The following is a 2,801-nucleotide window of genomic DNA, read 5'->3' as shown; positions in this document are numbered from 1 at the left end:
AAAGAAGAAAATCGCATTCCTGTCGTGGCTGCCATCACCGCCCATCCCCATACCCTTTGGGTGAGAATGGGATCCCAATTTTGGGTTAACAATGCCCAAGCCGCCGTTGAAGCCCTGCGTCAAGCCGGCTACACCGCCCGCAGCGAATCGCTGCTCTCTCCATAGGCATGGCAGAGAAAGCTCCGGCAGCAGCAGGAGAAATTCAACGGAGCTGTTTCTCAAGCCAAGCCCGCAACTGGCTCACCGTCAGCCGAGGGGAAGGACGTGGCAAAGGTCGCTCGGGATCCCCTGCCAGGGTGAGCACGGGAACTTCCAGTTGGTATTGCTCCCACCAACTCGGGTTGGAGGTGATGTCGCGGACTTCCAGATCACGGATTTCGGGGATCTGCCGCAACTTCTCCACCAAGCTCTCGCAGAGGTGGCAGCCGGGTTTGCTGTAGAGAATCAGGGGGGGCCAAGGCACAGCGGATCCCTAGCGGGTGACGGTGCAGGCCAGCCGACGGTGTTGTAGGGAAGGCATCTGCCGCCTGACCAACTGGAAACGCTCTGGGTTAATTTCAGCAATGGCCACCCCCGGTTTTTCGCCACCCGCATCCGCCAAGATAGTCCCCCAGGGGTCCACGATCATGGCATGGCCGTGACACTGTCGCCGCTCGTAGTGGGTGCCCACCTGGGCGGGGGCTATCACGTAACAGGTGTTCTCAATGGCCCGGCATTGCAGCAAAACCTGCCAGTGATCCCGACCCGTGTAGGCCGTGAAGGCGGCAGGGATGAGCAAAATCTGGGCTCCGCGATCCACCAGGGATCGGTACAGCTCTGGAAAGCGTACGTCGTAGCAGACCGACAAACCGAGGTTCCCCAGTTGCTCTTGCTCGCAGGTGACCACCTCATCTCCGCTGACCACCGTGTTCGACTCGCGGTAGGTATTGCCGTCGGGCAGATTGACATCGAACAGGTGGATTTTGCGATAGCGGGCCAGCTCTTTGCCGTCAGGGCTGTAGAGGGCAGCGGTATTGTAAACTTTGCCCTGCCCGTCCGGCACAGGATACCCTCCTCCCAAAATAAATACCTGGTAGCGCTGGGCCATCTTGCTCAGAAACTCCTCAGCCCGCTCCGCAATCTCGGGGGCAAGGCGGGCTTTCTCGGCTTCCGGCCCCATGAAGGCAAAGTTTTCTGGTAGCGTCACCAGCTCGCACCCCTGGCGCACTGCAAAGTCGATCCACTCTTCCGCCTGCTGCAAGTTGCTGGCCAGATCGGGAATGCTGGTCATTTGAATGGCGGCTGCCAGATAAGAGCGCATAGACGGAAACTCCAAAGGATGCTAAAGGGGATCCGGCCGGCTAGCCGACCAGATGCCACCAGCCGAAGGCAGGCCCTACAAATCGGATCACCACCCAAATGATGGCCAGGAGAATGATGCCTGCCCAAGCGCCACGGGTTGTCCAATTGTAGATGGCGCGAGCTTGCCCTTTGGTGAGGGGAATATCCTTGAGGTTGGGAAACACCAGCTCTTGGTCGGGATCTTGGCTGATGCGGGTTTTACGGCGCTTCGCTTCGCCCATGGGGTGGCCTCCAAGTTCTTCGCTGGGGTGGCGACTTTTATCTTAAGGCCTTCTGCCTGGGTCACAAGACTGGGTTGACATCCATCTGCATCACAATCGCCTACTTGTGCCATCGGGCCACGCCAATCCATCCCTAGCCGGAAATCCACAAAGGGGATCCCTGGTGCTCTTGGGGACGATTGCCATCCTCTTCGGTAATGGCCACAGCCCGCACCCATTCTGTAGATTCAAACACCGGCGGTAGGCGCAGCTCCTGTTGGCGATTTCCTGTTTCATCCACCGGAAAAGCTGCCACGAGAACGGCCCCCGCCCTATCGGTGGTAAAGGGCGCCTCCGGTTCCAGCACCACCCACAGGGCATAGACCCGGCCTTCCGGCAAAGGCGGCAACCCTTGGGCCACCAATCGCCCTTGCAGGCGCTGGGGATCCACCTCAAGCTTGACCGAGCCGGCCAGGTTCTCCGCAGTCGGCTGCAATTCATAGGTCAACACCTCGCCAGGGATCCCTTGCGTCTGGGCTAGCTGCAGCCTGCGCCACAGGTAGAGGTTCCCCAGCCCCAAAGCGACGATCAAGCCTGCGGCCACCGCCCCCAAGCCCCGCTGCCAGAGACGGGATCCCTTGGCAATCCAGGCGGGGGTGCGCATCGGTTGGGCTGCCTGCTCCGCATGTGCCTGCAACAGAGAAGCCCGCAGGGCGGGGGGAGGTTGCTTTTCCTCCACGCCGTAGGCTGTCTCCAACGCCCGTTGCAAAGCCTGCAGTTCTCGGTGCAGCTCCGGGCGCAGCTTGAGCAATGCCTCCAGCCGGTCGGCCTCTTCCGGGGAGAGATCCCCCAGCACATAGCCTGCCAGCCACAGTTGCAGTTCTTCGGGAGACACAGATTCGGCTTTCATGAGGGGCCTCCCAACAACTCGCGCAGCCGCAGCAGAGCCCGCCGAGCTCTGGCTTTGACCGTTCCCAAAGGCAGATCCAGTTGCTTGGCAATTTCCGTTTGGCTCATGCCTTCGTAATAGGCCATCTTTAAGACTTGCCGTTGACTTTCGGACAACTCGGCCAAAGCCGTTTGCACCTCGGCCACCCGTTCCGCTTGGGCCAACTGCTCCAAGGTGGGATCCGCAGCAGGACTACCCTGCAATTCCACTCTGCCCTGTTCCAGGGAGCGCTGTCGATTCCGCCAAGAGCGCAGCCGATCCAAACAGCGAGAGCGAGCCAAGATGCTCAGGTAGGTGCGCAGGGATCCCCG

5 protein-coding genes are annotated in these 2,801 nt (G+C 60.4%); all 5 read right to left on the bottom strand.

The features are described 5' to 3' along the window. Nucleotides 1-202: 202 nt before the first annotated feature. Nucleotides 203-463 (bottom strand): glutaredoxin family protein, encoded by a 261-nt coding sequence (locus NW820_RS05180; protein ID WP_011432810.1) that lies wholly within the window; start codon nt 461-463, stop codon nt 203-205. Between the two features lie 9 nt (nt 464-472). Further along, entirely contained in the window at nt 473-1,300 is an 828-nt protein-coding gene (locus NW820_RS05175) for a carbon-nitrogen hydrolase family protein (RefSeq protein ID WP_414406869.1), read from the bottom strand. A gap of 40 nt (nt 1,301-1,340) precedes the next feature. Beyond that, on the bottom strand, nt 1,341-1,562 hold the full coding sequence (locus NW820_RS05170; RefSeq protein WP_414329235.1) for a DUF2839 domain-containing protein: 222 nt from the start codon (nt 1,560-1,562) through the stop codon (nt 1,341-1,343). Between the two features lie 133 nt (nt 1,563-1,695). Further along, nucleotides 1,696-2,451: an anti-sigma factor domain-containing protein gene (locus NW820_RS05165; protein WP_414381903.1), complete on the bottom strand. Its 756-nt coding sequence runs from the start codon at nt 2,449-2,451 to the stop codon at nt 1,696-1,698. Next, nucleotides 2,448-2,801 (bottom strand): sigma-70 family RNA polymerase sigma factor (locus NW820_RS05160; RefSeq protein WP_414406868.1); only part of this gene is annotated, 354 nt, incomplete at its 5' end. The genes NW820_RS05160 and NW820_RS05165, both read right to left, overlap by 4 nt.

This window comes from Synechococcus sp. R55.7 (genome assembly GCF_047461955.1).
Lineage (GTDB): Bacteria > Cyanobacteriota > Cyanobacteriia > Thermostichales > Thermostichaceae > Thermostichus.
Note: the sequence above shows the minus strand (reverse complement) of the source record. Positions and strands in the feature narration are given on the sequence as shown.